This is a genomic window from Zunongwangia sp. (assembly GCF_048269745.1).
Lineage (GTDB): Bacteria > Bacteroidota > Bacteroidia > Flavobacteriales > Flavobacteriaceae > Zunongwangia.
This window is the reverse complement of record NZ_JBLXIB010000001.1, coordinates 516,337-532,895: the sequence shown is the minus strand read 5'-3', so window position 1 is coordinate 532,895 and position 16,559 is coordinate 516,337. Positions and strand designations below refer to the sequence as shown.

The following is a 16,559-nucleotide window of genomic DNA, read 5'->3' as shown; positions in this document are numbered from 1 at the left end:
AATTAATCAAAATAAATTCAAAGAAAATGGGACTAAACATTAAACCGCTTTCAGACAGAGTTCTTATCGAACCTGTTGCTGCTGAAACTAAAACAGCTTCAGGTATCTATATCCCTGAAACTGCTAAAGAAAAACCACAACGAGGAAAAGTTGTTGCAGTTGGTAAAGGAAGTAAAGATCATGATATGACTGTTAGTGTTGGTGACACAGTTCTTTATGGCAAATACGCCGGTACCGAACTTAAATTAGAAGGTACAGATTATCTTATCATGAGAGAAGACGATATTTTAGCAATCGTATAATTTCTTTCTCAAATACAATTAAATTAACCAATTTTTAGCTGATTTTTTCAGCTACTAAAATTTATAATAAAATGGCAAAAGATATAAAATTTGACATTGAAGCACGCGATGGAATTAAACGCGGTGTAGATGCTTTAGCAAACGCAGTAAAAGTAACATTAGGACCAAAAGGTCGTAATGTAATTATTAGTAAATCTTTTGGTGCTCCAACTGTAACTAAAGATGGTGTTTCTGTAGCAAAAGAAATCGAGCTTGAAGATGAGCTTGAAAATATGGGAGCACAAATGGTAAAAGAAGTAGCTTCTAAAACTAACGATCTTGCCGGTGATGGTACTACTACTGCTACCGTATTAGCACAATCTATCGTTAAAGAAGGGCTTAAAAATGTTGCTGCCGGAGCTAACCCAATGGATCTTAAAAGAGGAATCGATAAAGCGGTAGAAGCTTTAACTAAAAACTTATCTGAGCAAACTCAAGAGGTTGGTGATTCTTCAGAAAAAATTAAGCAAGTTGCTTCTATTTCAGCAAATAACGATGAGCTTATTGGTGAATTGATTGCTGAAGCTTTCGGAAAAGTTGGTAAAGAAGGTGTAATTACTGTCGAAGAAGCTAAAGGTACCGATACTTACGTAGACGTAGTAGAAGGTATGCAATTCGACAGAGGATACCTTTCTCCTTACTTTGTGACGAACAGCGAAAAAATGACTGCTGATTTAGAGAATCCTTATATTCTTCTTTTCGATAAGAAAATCTCTACAATGAAGGATTTGATGCCAGTTCTAGAACCTGTAGCACAATCTGGAAAACCACTTTTAATTATTGCTGAAGATGTAGATGGCGAAGCACTTGCTACTTTAGTGGTAAACAAATTAAGAGGTTCTTTAAAAATTGCTGCTGTAAAAGCTCCAGGATTTGGAGATCGTAGAAAAGCAATGTTAGAAGATATCGCTATTCTTACCGGTGGTACTGTTATTTCTGAAGAAAGAGGTTTCTCTTTAGAAAATGCAACTATCGACATGTTAGGTACTGCTGAAAAAGTAGCTATTGATAAAGATAACACTACTGTAGTTAATGGTTCTGGTGACGATAACGCTATTAAAGAGCGTGTAAACCAAATCAAAGCACAAATCGAAACTACCACTTCAGATTACGATAAAGAAAAACTACAAGAACGTCTTGCTAAATTAGCTGGTGGTGTTGCAGTACTTTACGTAGGTGCAGCTTCAGAAGTTGAAATGAAAGAAAAGAAAGACCGTGTAGATGATGCGCTTCATGCAACTCGTGCGGCTGTAGAAGAAGGTATCGTAGCCGGTGGTGGTGTAGCTTTAGTAAGAGCAAAAGCTGTTCTAGATGCTATCGCTACAGAAAATGCTGATGAGGCTACAGGAATCCAAATTGTAGCTCGTGCTATCGAATCTCCACTTAGAACAATTGTTGAAAATGCAGGTGGTGAAGGATCTGTTGTGATCAATAAAGTTCTTGAAGGCGATAAGGATTACGGATACGATGCTAAAACAGACACTTACGTAGACATGATGAAAGCAGGTATTATAGATCCTAAGAAAGTAACTCGTGTAGCATTGGAAAATGCTGCTTCAGTTTCTGGAATGATCTTAACTACAGAATGTGCTTTAATCGATATTAAAGATGATAATGCTGGCGGCGGAATGCCTCCACAAGGAATGGGTGGCGGAATGCCAGGAATGATGTAATTATCACCCACATATAAAATTGAAAACCCGCTTTTTAAAGCGGGTTTTTTTATGTGAAAAAAGATATAACAATCCCTTAATTATTCGGTAACACCAAAAACGTAATTATAGCCGTATTTTTGTAATACGTATTTCTTAATGCATTAATGCACTTAAAATACCGGTTTTAAAATTACTCCAATCCATAATTATCTGGAATACTACTATAGCTAAGATAATTAATACGGTAATTCGTAAATTTTCCTCCGGTTTTCTTTTCTTCTTACTTTTCATCATAAAAACGTTTGGATTAGCTAAATTATAAAAAAATATTAAAATTCACCAACTATTCGCCGACCATGATAGGCATTTGCACCGACAGAAATATGTATCTGGTCTAAATTGGCTCTAGTTATCTTCCCGGCAGGCATGATTTCCAACAAATTAGCTGCAATATTTATCATGCATTCTAAATTGGCTCTACCTTCTTCTGCAGTTGTTTTACCTCCTGAAGTTAAAATCGTTGAAATTCCATCAATTTTAACTAAATCTTCAGTTGCTTTTAATATATCCGGAGTTTCATCGATCGCTTTATGTATTACTACTTTTAATGGTTTAGAAAGCGCTACCAAAGTCGAAATTCGGTCTAAATCCAAAGTGTTATCTGTATTCAAAATTCCAAAAACTACTCCCTCTACTCCAACTTGCTTGCAAAATTCAATATCCTTCTTCATTCTTAAAAATTCATCTTCAGAATACACAAAATCTCCTGCGCGAGGGCGAATCATAACTCGAATTGGAATATGTAACTGCTCTTTTACCTGCTGGATTGTATTTCTATCAGGAGTAATTCCATCTAAAGCTGAGTTTGCGCATAACTCCACTCGATCTGCACCACACGCTTCAGCTTTTAAGGCTTCTTCTAAAGATTCTACACAGGCTTCTTTTATAAAATTCGTCATTTATCACAAAATTAATTCTGGGTCAACTTAAAAAATTTAAAGCGTAAACTTTATAGTTGCCATTACCTGAGACGGGCGCAAACGATAACTACTTTGTACGTAATAATACTGGTTGTTACTGGCGTTTATAAATTGATCGGTATTCAGGATATTTCGCCAACTAATATTTAAATCCATTTTTGGTTTTTCAAAAGTAAACTGATAACCCAGGTTCAAAAAATAATTATCGCCATTTTCAGATAAAGAATTGCCATAATATTCACCGCTAATACTTAAGTATTGATTGTCTTTTGGATAAAAATAAAGATCTGCAGTATGCTGATGCGTTTCTATTTGCTGAAAATCGTTGCCTCCAAAACCCGAAGTAAACATTGAGAAATTACCCGAATAATTTGCAATTAACCAACTGGAAACCTCAGCATCTACACTTCCTCGTAAAACAAAACTTTGCGTATTTACCTCGGCTAGCGTATTATTTAAAAGTTGTTGACGTGTCGACAAATTATAAGAAGCATTCAGTTTTACTGTTGTTTTTATTTTTCTGAAATATTTACTCCCGCCGGCACTAAAACTATGAGCATCAAACGTATTTTCGCTTTCTATTGCTTCTAAAATTGTAGCTCCATTTTCACCAATAGTAGAACTATACAATAAATTATTTTCAGTAAAATTATACGAATACGACGCGTTTAAAAACAATTGCTTTAACGGATTTCGATAAGCCAGCCCTGCACTATAATCTTGTCGTGTTTTTTCTGAAATTGGCGCGTCATACCGATTCAAATTTCGATAGCCATTCAGCAAAAATCCGTAGTATAATTGTTGAATTTCACCAAAATCATAACGCAATCCTGCTGAAGCATCTACTTCCCAAAAAGTTGAAAGTTTTTTATCTACAGAAAACCTGGGTTCGAAAACCAATCGATCTAAATTTCTTTTTTCTTCAAAGTTATCATCTTCAAGATCTAAAGTTTTAAATGCTAACGGCGTACTTAAACTCAAATTCCAGGTTTCATCTTTATTTTTAAATCTGAAATAGTTTTTGAAATATATTGAAGACTGTACAAATTTGGTTCGGTTTTTAAAATCGGTATCTAAAACCTCTTCCCCATCTTCCAGAAAAATATCGGTCTTTAATTGTTGATTTTGAATAGAAAATCCAAATTTGGGCGATATTGTAAATTTGCCAAGCGCTTTGGTAAAACCAGCTGAATTATTGGTATACCAATTTCTTGCGGATACCAGTTGCTGAATTTCACCATAAGAATCGCCATCATTAAAAATAGTCTCAAATTGCCCCGGTTGCACCAGCAGATCTTGATTGGTTTCCGTAAAGCCGGTGTTTGAAGTAAAAGTAATTAATTGTTTACCGACAGTTCTAAGCAGGCGCAGATCATTTTTTATTCCGAAGAAAGGATTATCTAACTGCTGTTTTATTTGTGTATTAGAACGATCTATTAATCCACGATTAGCATTCCAAGAACCATTAAATTCCAATTGATTTTTCAGATAATTTTTATCATCATTATTCTCAAAGGTAAGTTCTCCTTCTAACTTGCTTACAAAAATATCGTTGCTGGTGTTTTCAATCAAATCAATCGTATCGGTAGGCGTAAAATACCGAGTTTGCGTACGTCCATCCTGCTGTTGGTAATCATTAAGATAAGAAATATTTAGTTTTAGATCCCTATCTTTTTTTAAACGCTGTAAGATGTTTACTGAACCTAAGTGAACATTATTATCAAGCCAGCGCTGTGATGAGAATGGTGGCTCAGATACATTTTGTATCGAAAGCCAATCGGTTTTATCAATATCAAACTCTGCTCCAACAAAACGAATAGAAAAATTGCGAATCTCGCCAGATACATCGTTCCCGGTATTATTGCTTTGATAAGTAAGGATGGCCTGCTGCTTTTTAGTAAATATCATTGGCGTTATTTTAGTTTGCCAAAGCAAAGGCGCAGCGCCAATTCCGGCAGTCGCCGTTCCGCTAACCGTAACCTCTTTTTTAAGCTTGATATTTATGGATGCCCGCTCTGAAAATTCTAAACTATCCAAAACTTTTACGGGCTGATGATTTTCCAGAATTTCAACTTTAGAAACTGCATTCGCTGAAAGATTATTATTGGCCAGATTATAACGCCCTTCTAAAAGATCTAATCCTTCAATATAATATTTTTGGATAGGCTCGTCTTTATAAAAAATCTGTCCGTTTGGCCGAATATCGATTCCCGGTAATTTCTTTAAGATATCAGCTATTACGCGATCATTTTTATCTTTAAAAGCAGCTACCGAAAAACTAAGTGTATCGCCGCGTTGCTGTAAAATTTCAGATTTCACGATAACTTCTTGTAAAGCTTCTGAAGAAGGCGAAAGTTTGACTTCTAATTGCTGTGATTTATTCTGAACAGTTTTTTCAAAAGTCCCAAAACCAATATAGGAAACTTTTAAAAACAAAGATTCTGATTCGGTTTTAACGCTAACTTGAAATTTTCCATCGGAATCTGAAATGGCATAGGCTAAAATTGAAGAAACCGAATCTTTACTGATTATCACCGCTGCACCGCTGAGATTTTCATTTTTATCGTCGAAAATCTGCCCCGTTATTTCTGTTTGAGAATAACCTGTAAAAACAACGAATATTGATATCAGAAAAAAGAATATCTTCCTAGAATTATTCAATGATTATATTTTTTGATTGATGATGATTTTTTACTTCTGAAGCTCGATGGGATTATTTCGTCGCTTATACTTTTTAGTGAGTTCCTTTTTTTGTTTAGCTTCATCTTTTTCACTCCAACCAAAAACAACTCCTGCCTTTTCCATTGTTCCAATTGGATCGCGGTTATAATCGTCTCGAACCTGATCAAGTTCTTCCTGAGAAACAGTTTTATAGTTGTCAAGATTCAATAGTATAGCTACCGGTTTTTCTAATTCCTGAAATCCGGTAAGAATAAAATGATAATGATTTTTTTGGTCTGAAATCTCTACAATAAGTCCAGGCAACCCATTAAACTTATAAGGGCCATCAGAAAATGGTAATTCTGGAGTAAACCAGGCTATATATTTTCTACCAGCAAAAGAGCCGGTTGCCTTCTGAACGCTAAAGCCTAAAATTTCTTTATTCTCTGGCTCAATTTCCCAATCGATTTGTTTAAGATCCTGTTGATATTTCAAATCATATTGAAAAACTTTTTCGGCTAAAACAAGTTTGTTATTCTGGTAATTTTTAAAAATTTTATATTTAAAATCGGTCATTTTATTGTACTCATCCATCCTCATCCTTTTAGGATTAGGCATATTCTCTAAAGAATCTTTAACCGCTTTACCTAAACTTGAATATCGAGATATTCCTTCTCCTAAATAAAGCACACCGGTTTCAGTTTTTATTGAATTTTGATCAGTAGAATCTTCCTGATATTCGAGTTGATAAGTTGCTTTATAGGAATATGAATTTTGCGCCACCACATTTTCTAAGCAAAGTATAAACACAAGGATAAAAAGACTTCTCATTTTTCTAATTCTATAGGATTATTTTTTTTAGCCAGTTCTGCTCGATGTTTTCTAAGATAATCTTTTTTTTCCTCACCTTCAAGACCTATTCGAATCACCTTGCCACCTTCACCTACATAATTATTTACATAACTAATAGGATCGTTTTCATAGGTTGACAATAAATCCAAAAGTTCCTTTTTCTTAACTTCTTTATATTTTTCAGGAAAGATCTCGTACTCTAGAGGATTTGCAAGCTCTTCAAATCCACCAAAATCAAAAACATATTCAGCTTCGATATCTTGCAATTCTAGAATTAATCCAGGTAAACCTGCAAATTTATACGGCCCATCTGAAAGTGGTATTTCTGGAGTAAACCATGCAATAAAATCTCTACCACCAAAACTTGTGGTTGCTTTCTGCACTTCATAGCCTGACACCTCTTTGACCTCCGACTGTATTTCCCATTTAATTTGATCTAAAGTCTCTGGATAATAGAGTTTATCACTTAAAAGCTTAATCCCGTAGCCTACTTTATTATCTGGTTTATTTTTAAAAATTCGATAATTAAATTCAGTTTTGGTGCTTTTAATCTTTCGTTTCCAGCTTTCTGTACCTATCATACTTTTATCTATATTTTTAGTTACAGAATCTTTTAAGGCTACACCTCTACTTAAAAAAAGAGAAGAATTTTTATTAGCAAAAAGCCACATAATTTCAGATTTACTGGATTCCAGATCGGTAGAATCTAACTTGTACGTCAGTTTATAAGTTACGCGATAGTTTAGCTTATTTTGTGCTTGAAGTTGAATACTACTCCATATAAAAAAGCTTAAAATGAAGATGATTTTATTATTCATAATGATAGTTGATTGATTTCTATCACAAGATCTATTATAAAATCGAAACACACAAGAAAAATAACTACTTTTATAGTTATTAAACTACTTTTTACGTTATTTAGAAAAATTTGGAGCTATTCAAAAAATAATTATCTTTCAAAAGATAAAAAATTACAAATGAACAAGTTATTACGTAATTGCATTCTAATTTTAGGGCCTTTAATTTTCGTAATCTTTCAAAATACAACACCTCCTTCTGGAATGTCGGAAGCGGCCTTTACCGTTTTAAGTGTTACGATATGGATGGCACTTTGGTGGGTTACTGAAGTAATCCCTATTGCAGCAACTGCATTAATACCAATAATTCTTTTTCCGATAACCAATTCGCTCGACATTAATGCGACTACGGCTTCTTACGGTCATAAATATGTTTTTCTGTATATGGGTGGATTTTTTGTAGCGGTGGCTATAGAGCGATGGAATTTACACAAACGAATTGCGTTAAATATTATTCATCTAATCGGAACAAATGTAAAGATGATTATTCTTGGCTTTATGGTGGCTACTGCTTTCTTATCAATGTGGATTTCGAATACAGCTACTTCGGTAATGATGTTACCTATTGGAACAGCCATAATTATGCAACTTCAAGATAACCCGAAAACCGATAAAAATGAAAACAAAATATTTGGAAAAGCACTAATGTTGGCTATTGCCTACAGTGCTTCAATAGGTGGTATAGGTACTTTAATTGGTACTCCGCCAAACTTAGTTTTTGCTGGTATTGTTGAAGAATTATATCATATTGAAATAAGCTTTTTAAAATGGGCTATGCTTGGTATTCCTATTAGTATTATTATGCTGGTAGTATGTTGGAAATACTTTACCGACATAGCTTTTCGATTTAAACAAAACGAATTTCCTGGTGGAAAAACAGAAATAAAAAAACAGTTAACGGAATTAGGAAAAATGAGTATTCCGGAAAAAAGAGTCCTTATAGTTTTTGTGGCCACTGCTTTCTGCTGGATTACCCGATCTTTTTTTATTCAAAAATTCCTACCTTTTATAGACGATACCATTATTGCAATTTGTGCCGGAATTATGTTATTTGTAATTCCTGCCGGAGTTAAAAAAGAAAAAAAATTGAAATTGCTAAACTGGGAAGAAGCAGTGAAAATACCTTGGGGAATTATTTTACTTTTTGGTGGCGGAATGGCTCTTGCAAAAGCGTTTAGCGATACAGGTTTGGCTGTTTGGATAGGCGAACAACTAAGTAATCTTGAAAACTTGCCTTTATTTTTATTATTATTAATATTAGTAAGTGCTATGAACTTTTTAACAGAAGTTACTTCTAATACCGCTACCACAGCAATGTTATTACCTATTTTAGCGCCAATGGCTTTAGCCTTAAATTTACACCCTTACCTATTAATGGTCGGAGCAACCTTAGCTGCTTCTTGTGCATTTATGCTTCCGGTAGCGACCCCTCCTAATGCTGTTGTATTTGGTTCTGGTCATTTACGTATTGCTGATATGATGAAAACCGGTTTTTGGCTTAATATTTTTTCAATCCTAATCATCACTTTAATCGTTTATTTTTTCTTACCAAAATTATGGGACTTTGATCCTTATACGATACCGGATATCTTTAAAAATCTATAATTTTTTCAATTCAAAATATTTAATTTTCTTTCTATTGTATGTATAAGTGATATGAATATGACCATTCTTAGACTGAATGATAGCTGGATAGCTGTACTCCCCTTTTTCTTTATTTTCCATTTGCAGCAAATTCTGCCAATGCTCGGCATCTCGAGTATAAGCCAAGTTCAGCTTACTTCTACCGTCCCACCAGTCTTCTCCACTGGTCATAGGATTATAAACCATTAAAAAACCTTGAAATGGTATTCTCCTTAAAAAGATATGATCTTAATATTAGTAAATTAAGTGTTAGTCATCATTAGACATTTTTGCTTTTTTTAAAAAATATTTGGGACTAACTCCATATTTTTCTTTGAATATTTTCGAGAAATAACTTCGATTATTCAAACCAATGGCAGCAACTATTTCTGATATATTTTTTTCAGAATCCATTAACATTTCTTTTGAAGCTTCTAATTTTTTAAATTGAATAAATTTATTAACAGTTAAATCATACATATACTTAAACCCGTCTTGTAATTTATTAACATTGGTTCCGGTTGCTTTAGCTAACTCTTCTACTGTAAATATTTTTGAGATATCAACTTCAATAAGTTTTACTGCATGCTGTACTTTTTCAATATCGGATTTCCGTAATAACTGCGGTAATTTCTCTGTATCAGCATCATATTCGTACTGTTCTATTTGAGCCGCTAACATTTCTAATGTTTTTCCTTCTAAAAAAATAGATCGCAAAAATCCACTAAGATTATCCGACTCCATATCATTCATTAAATCTGCCGATTTAATGCTATAATTACCATGATAATAAAATTCTTCTTCCGAAATCTCATCTTTGAAAACATTTTTAAGTCTTTTCTCTAAATCTTTAAAATTATAATTATTACGATACGAAAATATAGAACGGATAACCTCTAAACTTGAAATATGCGTATGCACTCCTTTCTTAAACTTTAGAACATGGCCAGTATACCCACTACTAGAAACAATAATATTTTGAAATGTATGTACTGTTTTTGAGTTATCGCTTCCTTCAAATCGATGCTCAAAATCTCCTTTAGAACAAAAAATAAATTTTAGAGGATGAATAGTATCCAGTGTAAAATGGATATCTAAATCTTCTTTAAACTCGCAGTTGTAAGTTATAATTCCAATACCGGAATCAAAATTAGTACCTTTTATTTCCCCTTTCCCTAAATGTTCAGGGATTTTTAAAATCATTTCTCCGGATTCTTCAACTACATGTTCTTGTAAAGAAGTTGCAATGTCCTGTATTATTTCTCGTACAGGTAAAGTTTTTACGTCTATCTTCATCTAATAACTAAACAATTAAACTAGAATAAGTAGTTTAAATAAAATTTAAACAGTTTGTTAATGCTCCAATAATAGAGCCCAACAAAAATAACTATACATTTTAAAAAAAGGAGTATCAATTGCTTTTCTCCTTGAAAATAATGAGAAAAGTGTTAATAACTATTTAAAAAACAGTAAAGCTAAAATATATTAAAATTTTCTTAAAACCAATTTCTAAAAGCCAATTCATCTTATCTTTTAATAATTATATATTTACTGAAAAAAAAGCAATGTCTAAAAATTATTACGACCCAGCCGATTTAAGAAAATTTGGAGAAATCACTGAATGGAGCAAAGAACTTGGTGAAAAATTTTTTGATTATTACGGAAAAGTTTTTGAAGAAGGAGCCCTTTCTGCTCGAGAAAAATCTTTGATAGCATTAGCTGTTTCTCATGTAGTAAAATGCCCATATTGTATCGATGCTTACACAAAAGACGGATTAGAACGCGGTATTACCAAAGAAGAAATGATGGAAGCAGTACATGCCGGAGCGGCTATAGAAAGTGGCGCAACTCTTGTACATGGAGTACAGATGATGAATAAATACAAAAAGCTTAGTATGTAAGGCATAGGGTATTTATTCAAATTCGAAAACATTAAAACAAGTTTATGCCTATAAAATCCCTAAAAGCAAGGAAAGAAAATTTAGCCAATCCGTCACGCCAGCTGGAAATTTTAAATGGGGGTATTTTTGAAGAAGGAAAAACCCTAACCTTTAAGGATAAAATTTCGAAAACCAATAATTACCCTTTGCGGCCTAAAATAATAGAGATCCTACAGCTTAATTTAGGATATATGTGCAATCAAGTTTGTGCGCATTGCCATGTAGATGCTGGCCCTGATCGTAAAGAAATAATGACTAAAGAAACCTTACAACAGTGCTTAGACGTTATTAAAAATACTAGTGCTCATACTTTAGATCTAACTGGAGGTGCTCCTGAAATGAATCCTAATTTTAAATGGTTTGTAGAAGAAGCATCTAAAATAGGTATTAACGATATTATTGTTCGCTCTAACCTAACTATTATTTTAGCTAATCCAAAGTATAAAGATTTACCCGATTTTTTTAAAAAGCATAACATCCATGTAGTTTCTTCGCTTCCATTTTACAAACGCGAAAAAACCGACAAACAAAGGGGAAATGGTGTTTTCGATAAATCGATAAAAGCCTTAAAAATGTTGAATACAGTTGGCTACGGGCAAGAAAACAGTAAACTAAAATTAGATTTAGTTTACAATCCATCAGGTGCATTTTTACCAACCAATCAGGCAGCAATGGAAAATGACTTTAAAAAAGCACTAAAAGAAGATTTTGATATTGATTTTAATAACCTTTTTGCAATTACAAATCTTCCTATTAGTCGATTTTTAGAATATTTAATTGCTTCAGAAAATTACGAGGATTATATGTATTCCTTAGTAGATGCGTACAATCCGGCTGCGGTAGAAAATGTAATGTGTACCAATACAATTTCGATTAGCTGGGATGGTTGGCTTTACGATTGTGATTTTAACCAGATGCTCGATCTTAAGGTCAATTCTAAAGTAAAACATATTAGTGAATACAATGAAGACCTTCTCAATGATCGAAATATTATTATTTCACAGCATTGTTATGGTTGTACCGCAGGTGCCGGCAGTAGCTGCCAAGGTTCTACTATATAATCTTAATCCGAAATCACAAAAAACAGGATTATATTTTTCAGTCTCATAATTTTGCGAGTTTCCTAAAAAGGAAGCTGAAATTAGCTATTTATGCTATAGAAATTTCACACAAATTTAGTGGCGATTTCGATATAATCATAGTATCTTGCTAGGAATGAAAAAACCTTCAGCTTTTAAGGTATAAAACATTATTTTTTTGAGAGAAACTAATACTTCAAAAAACTTACTTTTAATATTTACCCGCAATCCAGAGTTTGGAAAAGTAAAAACAAGACTTGCCAAAGATATTGGAAATCAAGCTGCATTAGATATTTATAATTTTTTACTGGCGCATACGGCGAAAATTTGCTCTCCACTCTCTACTGACAAAGCAGTATATTATTCCGAAGAAATAAGTAAAAACGATATTTGGAATACTGCGATTTTCCAGAAGAAAATACAAATAGGTGAAGATCTTGGCGAACGAATGAAAAATGCTTTTACTGAAGGTTTTGCACAAGGGTATAACCAAATAATAATTATAGGAACCGATCTTTACGATATTAAAACTTCAGATATTGAAAAAGCTTTTGCTGAATTAGAAAAACATGAAGTTGTAATCGGCCCAGCTGAAGATGGTGGTTATTATTTATTAGGATTAACTAATTTAAGACCAGAATTATTTGAAAATAAAACATGGGGAACCTCAACGGTACTACAGGAAACAATAAACGAACTTAACAAATCAAATTATAAATTATTGGAAAAGCGGAATGATGTTGACGTCTATTCAGATATAAAAGATCAACCTGTTTTTTTCCATTTTTTTAAAGCATGACAATGATAGATGCAATTCAGGAATCCACCGATTATTTAAAATCTAAAGGATTTGAAAATCCTGAAATAGGAATTATTTTAGGAACAGGGCTTGGTAAGCTAATAGATGATATTAAAATCGAACACGAAGTAAGTTATAATCATATACCATATTTCCCAACAGCTACAGTAGAATTTCATAAAGGAAAATTAATCTACGGCAGTATGGAGGGGAAAAAAGTGGTGGTAATGCAGGGACGTTTTCACCTTTACGAAGGTTACACCCTACAAGATGTCACTTACCCCGTTAGAGTAATGAAACGATTAGGAATTCATAAATTATTAGTTTCTAACGCCGCAGGTTCGATTAACATGGATTATAAAAAAGGAGAATTAATGTTAATTGAAGATCACCTGAACTTCCAGGGAGGATCGCCATTAGCCTTTAGAGGAGTAGAAAAGCTGGGAGAGCGTTTTGTAGATATGGCTCAACCTTATGATCCAAAAATGAATGCTACGATAGAAAAGATTGCAAAAAGTAACAATATCAATTTACATAAAGGGGTATACGCTTCTGTTTTAGGTCCACAATTAGAAACCAGAGCTGAGTATCGATTTCTAAAAATCGCAGGAGCCGACGCCGTGGGAATGAGTACCGTTCCAGAAATTATTGTTGCAAATCATTTAAATATTCCGGTTTCCGCAGTTTCTGTTATTACAGATGAAGGAAATCCAGACGATCTAAAACCAGTAGATATTAGCGAAATCATCGCAATGGCCGAAAAAGCCGAACCACAAATGATTGTTCTTTTTAGAGAACTTATCAAAACGCTTTAATACAAATGAGCAGTTATTTAGAAACCACAAAAAACGTTTATAAAGATGCAGCGCTTACACCAGATGTTGGACTTTGCTGCACCACCAATCCTATTTGGGAATTACCGGGATTAAAAATCCCGAAGATCATGCAGGAAATGAATTATGGTTGTGGTAGTACAGTGCATGCGCGTGATCTTTCTAATAATCCACGTATTCTTTATGTTGGCGTTGGTGGCGGTATGGAATTATTACAATTCGCTTATTTTTCAAGGCAACCACATGGAGTTATTGGCGTAGATGCCGTCGATGAAATGTTGGAAGCTTCTAGAAAAAATTTCAAAATTGCTGAAGAACAAAACACCTGGTTTAGCTCAGATTTTGTGGATTTAAAGAAAGGTGATGCGCTAAACCTTCCACTAAAAGACAATTCGGTTGATGTTGCCGCACAAAACTGCTTATTTAATATTTTTAAAGCTGAAGATCTTAAAAAAGCGATCGAAGAAATGTATCGAGTTTTGAAGCCACATGGCAAACTGGTAATGAGCGATCCTACCTGTGAGCAGCAAATGAATGATGAGCTAAGAAACGACGAGCGATTAAGAGCATTATGTCTTAGCGGAAGCTTACCAATTAAAGATTATGTAAAGGCGTTGACAGATGTTGGTTTTGGAACTATAGAGATTAGAGCAAGAAAACCATACCGAATTCTGGATCCTAAACACTATCCCACTAAACAATTAATTTATATTGAATCTATAGAGGTTGCCGCTATAAAAGATCCAATACCAGAAGATGGCCCCTGCATCTTTACAGGTAAAGCAGCAATTTATTATGGCGAAGACGACCATTTTGATGATAAAAAAGGTCATATCCTTTTAAAGAATCAGCCTTTGTCAATTTGCGATAAAACAGCCAAAGCTTTAAAAGGTTTGGGACGAGACGACATTTTTATTAGCGAATCTACTTTTCATTACGATGGAGGAGGTTGTTGCTAAACACAAAATTTAAACTGAAAATTGCGCAGCATGAAAAATTTTAATCTACTTAAACGAATATTGATAATGGCCATTTTCCCTATTGGTTTAAGCAGTTGCGCGTTATTTTCAGCGGCCGGATTTTCCAGTAAGGGTTTACCACATTCCAACGTAAAAGGTGAATTGATTTCAACAATTTCTAACACTTCAACGAATATTGATCATTCTACCTGGCATAATTTGCTACAAAAATACGTAGATGAAAAAGGACTGGTAAATTATGAAGGCTTCAAGAAAGATCGAAAAGCATTTGATAAATACATCAAAATGCTTTCAGAAAACAAGCCAAATCAAACCTGGTCTGTCCAAGAGCAACTATCCTATTATATCAACGCATACAACGCCAATACGGTAAAACTTGTTTTGGACAATTATCCCCTTAAATCTGTACAGAGTATCGATGGTGCTACCACCAAAGAATTTGTAAGTATGGGAACTAAACAAATTTCACTGGGTGCTTTAGAAAATAGTATTCTAAGAAGAATGAACGAGCCACGGGTTAATTTTGCCATTTGCAAAGCTGCCATATCCAGCCCACGACTGCTAAATGAAGCTTACACCGCTGATGCTATTAATGAACAACTAGAATATGCTACCCGGTCTTTTATAAATTCGCCTAAAAATAGTATTAAACCAGAATCGGCTCAGCTTTCCAGACTTTTCGATTGGTACAGTGGTGATTTTACGGGTGGAAGTATTACCATTGGTGAATATATTAATCGCTACAGCGATGTGAAAATGAAAAATTGGAACAATATTTCTTTTAAAGAATATAACTGGAGTTTAAACAAGCAGCCTTAAAAACGACTATATTTTTCATAATTCGACTTTACGATTTCTTCAGCCATTTTATTTTGTGGGGTAAATTGGTCGTTTTGCTTTCCTCCTGCACGTTCATGATCGTGATGCCATTTCCAAAGAAGACCACCGGCAAACCATTTTTCCGGCCAAAACTCATCGTAAATCACCTGTAATGCCTTTGCCTGTAATTCTTCATTTAAATTTTCAGGAACCTCATCTCCTCTTCTTCTCGTAGAAGCCTTCCACGGCTCCTTTGTGGCAAAATCAACATTTCTATAACCATATTCTGTAAACAACACCTGCTTTTTAGTTACTGAAGATAAATTTTGCAGCATTTTTTTATGTGATTCCCACCCCTTACTTAACTCAGCTTCTGTAGGATTTTCTTCTTCACTCACCGGAAAATAAGCATCGACACCAATAAAATCGAGTTGATCCCACAACTGAAATTGTTCAACTTTATCCCAGTTTTCAGCATAAGTGATCTTTCCTGAATACACTTTGCGCACTTCAGTAATCATCTTTTGCCAAAATTCGGGTCTTTTCTCTGTAAAATTATAAAGCTCGGTTCCTATACAAAAAAGTGCTATTTGCTCTTTTTCGGCCAATTCAGCATACAATAAAATATATTCCAGATAGCTATTTTCAAAAGTTTGCCAATCTATTTCAGAAGTCATATTAAGATCACCGGTAAACTCGCCATGCCAAATCCAAATTTGAGGTTTTAGCATGATCTTTATCCCATTTTCCTGAAGTAAATGAATACTTTGTTGTACACCATCTACCCGTTCTCCCCACCACTGTCGCTTATTATTAAAATGTAACTCTGGACTTTCTAAATCTTCAAGAAAAGCAAAAGGCATCAAGGCTACAGTATTAGCATTTACATTTTTTAAAGGAAGAATATGCTCGGTTTTTAATGAATCTCGGGAGGCTACTAAACTTAATCCGTTATACTTTAGCTTCGGAAAATCTGGCTGATGACTGCAAAAAGTGAAAAGCAAAGAAACAATAGCTAACCAAAGTTTAGATTCCATTCAATTCTTTTTAATATTCGAGTTATAATATAAAGTATCTCAGTACTAATATCTATAATCGACAAAAATCTGGTTCGTTTTTAAATCGGTTTTATACAATTTT

General features: G+C 33.9%; 17 protein-coding genes. 9 read left to right on the top strand and 8 right to left on the bottom strand.

Annotation, left to right across the window (positions count from 1 at the left end; translation table 11 throughout):
- Positions 1-26 precede the first annotated feature (26 nt).
- Together ACN0WI_RS02350 and groL are read left to right on the top strand one after the other, a co-directional pair.
- On the top strand, positions 27-302 hold the full coding sequence (locus tag ACN0WI_RS02350) for a co-chaperone GroES (protein ID WP_417885005.1): 276 nt from the start codon (positions 27-29) through the stop codon (positions 300-302).
- Between the two features lie 71 nt (positions 303-373).
- The gene (gene groL, locus ACN0WI_RS02345) at positions 374-2,014 is read left to right on the top strand and encodes a chaperonin GroEL (RefSeq protein ID WP_417885004.1); all 1,641 of its coding nucleotides are present in this window, start codon (positions 374-376) and stop codon (positions 2,012-2,014) included.
- Between the two features lie 135 nt (positions 2,015-2,149).
- Here groL and ACN0WI_RS02340 read toward each other — a convergent pair whose 3' ends face one another.
- Genes ACN0WI_RS02340 through ACN0WI_RS02320 form a run of 5 tightly spaced genes read right to left on the bottom strand, consistent with a single transcriptional unit; the run spans position 2,150 to position 7,307 of the window.
- On the bottom strand, positions 2,150-2,290 hold the full coding sequence (locus ACN0WI_RS02340) for a hypothetical protein (protein WP_417885003.1): 141 nt from the start codon (positions 2,288-2,290) through the stop codon (positions 2,150-2,152).
- 35 nt (positions 2,291-2,325) lie between these two features.
- A complete protein-coding gene (locus ACN0WI_RS02335) occupies positions 2,326-2,955 on the bottom strand; it encodes a copper homeostasis protein CutC (protein ID WP_417885002.1) in 630 nt (209 codons plus the stop codon).
- A gap of 36 nt (positions 2,956-2,991) precedes the next feature.
- On the bottom strand, positions 2,992-5,637 hold the full coding sequence (locus ACN0WI_RS02330; protein WP_417885001.1) for a carboxypeptidase-like regulatory domain-containing protein: 2,646 nt from the start codon (positions 5,635-5,637) through the stop codon (positions 2,992-2,994).
- A gap of 30 nt (positions 5,638-5,667) precedes the next feature.
- Complete coding sequence (locus ACN0WI_RS02325) at positions 5,668-6,468, bottom strand: GLPGLI family protein (RefSeq protein WP_417885000.1); 801 nt, start codon at positions 6,466-6,468, stop codon at positions 5,668-5,670.
- Positions 6,465-7,307, bottom strand: a complete 843-nt coding sequence (locus tag ACN0WI_RS02320; RefSeq protein ID WP_417884999.1) for a GLPGLI family protein — start codon at positions 7,305-7,307, stop codon at positions 6,465-6,467. The genes ACN0WI_RS02325 and ACN0WI_RS02320 overlap by 4 nt, the downstream gene beginning before the upstream one ends.
- Positions 7,308-7,466: 159 nt before the next feature.
- Here ACN0WI_RS02320 and ACN0WI_RS02315 point away from each other — a divergent pair, with 159 nt between their 5' ends.
- A complete protein-coding gene (locus ACN0WI_RS02315; protein ID WP_417884998.1) occupies positions 7,467-8,951 on the top strand; it encodes an SLC13 family permease in 1,485 nt (494 codons plus the stop codon).
- Here ACN0WI_RS02315 and ACN0WI_RS02310 read toward each other — a convergent pair.
- Positions 8,946-9,176 carry an exo-alpha-sialidase gene (locus tag ACN0WI_RS02310; RefSeq protein WP_417884997.1) on the bottom strand — a complete coding sequence of 77 codons (231 nt, stop codon included), beginning with the start codon at positions 9,174-9,176 and terminating at the stop codon, positions 8,946-8,948. The genes ACN0WI_RS02315 and ACN0WI_RS02310 overlap by 6 nt on opposite strands.
- A 63-nt stretch (positions 9,177-9,239) precedes the next feature.
- The gene (locus ACN0WI_RS02305) at positions 9,240-10,265 is read right to left on the bottom strand and encodes a helix-turn-helix domain-containing protein (protein WP_417884996.1); all 1,026 of its coding nucleotides are present in this window, start codon (positions 10,263-10,265) and stop codon (positions 9,240-9,242) included.
- A gap of 269 nt (positions 10,266-10,534) precedes the next feature.
- Here ACN0WI_RS02305 and ACN0WI_RS02300 point away from each other — a divergent pair, with 269 nt between their 5' ends.
- The 6 genes from ACN0WI_RS02300 (at position 10,535) to ACN0WI_RS02275 (ending at position 15,419) form a co-directional block, all read left to right on the top strand.
- Complete coding sequence (locus ACN0WI_RS02300; RefSeq protein WP_417884995.1) at positions 10,535-10,870, top strand: arsenosugar biosynthesis-associated peroxidase-like protein; 336 nt, start codon at positions 10,535-10,537, stop codon at positions 10,868-10,870.
- Between the two features lie 44 nt (positions 10,871-10,914).
- The gene (arsS, locus tag ACN0WI_RS02295; protein WP_417884994.1) at positions 10,915-11,970 is read left to right on the top strand and encodes an arsenosugar biosynthesis radical SAM (seleno)protein ArsS; all 1,056 of its coding nucleotides are present in this window, start codon (positions 10,915-10,917) and stop codon (positions 11,968-11,970) included.
- Between the two features lie 196 nt (positions 11,971-12,166).
- Positions 12,167-12,787, top strand: a complete 621-nt coding sequence (locus ACN0WI_RS02290) for a TIGR04282 family arsenosugar biosynthesis glycosyltransferase (protein WP_417884993.1) — start codon at positions 12,167-12,169, stop codon at positions 12,785-12,787.
- Between the two features lie 2 nt (positions 12,788-12,789).
- Entirely contained in the window at positions 12,790-13,602 is an 813-nt protein-coding gene (locus tag ACN0WI_RS02285) for a purine-nucleoside phosphorylase (protein ID WP_417884992.1), read from the top strand.
- Between the two features lie 5 nt (positions 13,603-13,607).
- Positions 13,608-14,579 carry an arsenosugar biosynthesis arsenite methyltransferase ArsM gene (gene arsM / locus ACN0WI_RS02280; RefSeq protein WP_417884991.1) on the top strand — a complete coding sequence of 324 codons (972 nt, stop codon included), beginning with the start codon at positions 13,608-13,610 and terminating at the stop codon, positions 14,577-14,579.
- A gap of 30 nt (positions 14,580-14,609) precedes the next feature.
- Positions 14,610-15,419, top strand: coding sequence for a DUF547 domain-containing protein (locus tag ACN0WI_RS02275; RefSeq protein ID WP_417884989.1), 810 nt, complete (start codon positions 14,610-14,612; stop codon positions 15,417-15,419).
- Here the strand turns inward: ACN0WI_RS02275 and ACN0WI_RS02270 are convergent.
- Positions 15,416-16,456, bottom strand: coding sequence for a glycoside hydrolase family 113 (locus ACN0WI_RS02270; protein ID WP_417884988.1), 1,041 nt, complete (start codon positions 16,454-16,456; stop codon positions 15,416-15,418). The genes ACN0WI_RS02275 and ACN0WI_RS02270 overlap by 4 nt on opposite strands.
- Between the last annotated feature and the right edge of the window lie 103 nt (positions 16,457-16,559).